At 60.0% G+C, this 2775-nt stretch carries 3 protein-coding genes; all 3 read left to right on the top strand.

The window, feature by feature from the left end; translation table 11 throughout:
- Positions 1–428 (top strand): radical SAM protein (locus tag IT585_15085; protein MCC6964575.1); only part of this gene is annotated, 428 nt, incomplete at its 5' end.
- 334 nt (positions 429–762) lie between these two features.
- Positions 763–1686: an ROK family protein gene (locus IT585_15090; protein MCC6964576.1), complete on the top strand. Its 924-nt coding sequence runs from the start codon at positions 763–765 to the stop codon at positions 1684–1686.
- A 233-nt stretch (positions 1687–1919) separates the two neighbouring features.
- Entirely contained in the window at positions 1920–2564 is a 645-nt protein-coding gene (locus IT585_15095) for a YceI family protein (protein ID MCC6964577.1), read from the top strand.
- Positions 2565–2775: the final 211 nt, after the last annotated feature.

A 2775-nucleotide genomic window follows, 5' to 3' on the forward strand; every position in this document is an offset into this window, starting at 1 on the left:
CCCTCGCCCGCCGCTACTCCCGGGCGCCGCGCTATCCGCAGATCGCCGCTGCCGCTCTCAAGGAGATGTTCCGTCAGAAGGGAAGTAACTTTTGGCTCGACGACAATGGTGTCGCCGAGTCGGGACTCATCATTCGCCATCTGGTTCTGCCCGGTGCCGTCGAGAATAGCAAAGCTGTTCTGCGCTTCCTCGCCGAAGAGCTTTCGCCGGCGGTGCACATCTCGCTGATGTCGCAATATTGGCCCACTCCGGCCGTGCGCAATCATCCACAACTTGGCCGTCTTGTCACTCGCGAAGAGTACGAAGAAGTCCTCGCCGAATTCTCCCGGCTCGGCTTCTACCGCGGTTGGGTGCAAGACCTCGACAGCCCCGACCACTACCGCCCGCAGTTCTCGCAAGATCTCCATTTCGGCGATCCACACGACTGACGCTGCCAAGAGCCGAACAACTCATCTCCACCCGATCCTGACACTTCGAAGGACATTGGTTGTCATTGCGACGAGCGCCACTACGCCAAACCCTTTCTCCTCCCTCGACCGCGACGAAGCAATCTCGAATTCGATCTCGTTTGCCCTGTAGTGCCGACTTCAGTCGGCCCCATACTGCCGCAGGTTATCCCGCCTTCGTCGAATAACTCAATCTCCCCTCTCCTTTTGGGAGAGGGGGGGCCAGCACCGCGCTCCCCGTTTTCCGACAGACCAACCCGCACTTGCCCCCTCTGTTTTTGTTGCCGCCACTCGCTGTATCGCCTTTCTTGCGCTCATGTCCAAATCAGCCTACATCGGCATCGACCTCGGTGGCACCAACATCAAGTTCGGTCTCGTCGATGCGCGTGCTCGTATCATTACTCGCGGCGCAATTGCCACCGCCGACTCCCGCCGCCGGATCCTCGCGCAGTTCGCCGCCATCGCCGCCGAACTTCACGCAGTTGCCCGGGCCGGCGGCTACACCGTCAGGACGATTGGTGTCGGCAGCCCCGGCATCGTCGACATTCGCCGCGGCAAGGTCGTCGGCGGTTCCCCCAACGTTGTTCAGTGGCGAGGCACCGACATCCGCCGCAGCCTCGAGTCCGTCACCGGCATGCGCGTTTACGCCGATAATGATGCCAACGTCATGGCTCTCGCCGAGCATCGTTACGGGGCAGGGAAGGGCTACTCCACCGGTCTCTACATCACCGTCGGCACCGGTCTCGGTTCCGGCATTATCCTTAACAATCAGATCTGGCGTGGCGCGCGCTACGCCGGCGCAGAGGTTGGGCACAGCATCATCAATCTCGACGGCCTGCCGTGTCAGTGCGGCAAGCGCGGCTGTCTCGAGGTGTATGTCAATGCCGCCTCATTCGCACGATTTTACGGCAAGCCCGTCCCTCGCGGCGCCGGCTCCAAATTCATCTTCGACCGCGCTCGTGCCGGCGACCGCAAAGCGATCAATGCGATCCGTACCTCCGCCAACTATCTGGCCATCGGCCTCGGCTCCGCTGTCGAAATCCTCAATCCCGAGATCATCGTTATCGGCGGCGGCGTCGCTGCCGGCGGCCGGCTCTACTTCGATGCCATCCGCTCCGGGATCCGCCGCTACGCGTCTGCCGCTCAACTCAAAGCTCTCAAGATTCTTCCGGCCCAGCTCGGTAACGACGCCGGCTTCCTCGGTGCCGCGCTCCTGCCCCTCGAACCTGAATTTCAATGATTTAGATATTTGCATAATTATATATTTGCGCCGCGCTTCCCAATTATCGCACTCTCGACACGCTTCAGCCGGACACGCCATCAGGAATCCTTCCGGACAGCCTCAAATTCCGTCGCTCACGGTCCCCACGATCTTGGCGGCGATTCTTCCCACGATTATCGCTTGCATCCCGGCAAATCGATCGACTATATTCCGCGCTGATTTGAATATTTGTTTTCGGAGGAAGACTTGGAATGAAAAGGAATCTGACCGTTGTGTTTACCGCCGTCCTGATCCTCGCGATCGCGACCGCCGCTCTCTCCCAATTCGGCATGCGCAAAATTTTCCGCGGTAACGGCGACAACCACCGCAACCTGGTGATGCTTGAAAACGCCGCCCAGCTCCAGACGACGTTCGCTCTGACTTCGTCCTTCAGCAGCATGTTCGATGTCCGCCTTGATTCGATTCCCGATGGCGCTGCCATGGAACTGAATGTCGACTTGGGAACGCTCTCGACCGGCAATTCCACCCTCGACATGGAAACTTTCTCCCCGCGTTTCCTGGATTGGAAAGGCAACACGCAGGCGAGCTTCAAGTTGATCGACCTGACTCCGGGGCGTGCCTATACCCTCGAAAACGAGAAGGCGACTCAGGCAGCCGGACGCGGTCTCCTGACTCTCGGCTCCCGGATGGACACCGTCACCGTTGAGATGACACTCCGCTACCTCGAGGCCAATGAGATCACGCGCGGCCGACTCCCCGGCGATCTGCTCCATGCCGTCGGCACAGTCTACTTCCGGCTCTCCGACTTCGGCATCCAGATTCCGCAGGAGGCCCTGCTGCGACTCGACGATCGCATGAAACTGAAATTCGACATCTACAACTCCACGCAGATGTAGTTCGCTCGCATCATTCGCTGACCGACCTCGAGCCGGCCGAGTGAAATTCGAAAATCCTGAGAACGCCCCGCACTCCGGGGCGTTCTTCTTTTGCGGTAATTCCGCCCAGTCGCTCTCGATCACCGGTGCCGCATTGTCGGACGGCACCCCCATAAGCGACGATTTCCCCGATCCCGAAACCACCGCTCGCCCCTGGCAAGTACCCGTCACC

Source organism: Candidatus Zixiibacteriota bacterium (genome assembly GCA_020853795.1).
In the GTDB taxonomy this organism is placed as follows: domain Bacteria; phylum Zixibacteria; class MSB-5A5; order CAIYYT01; family CAIYYT01; genus JADJGC01.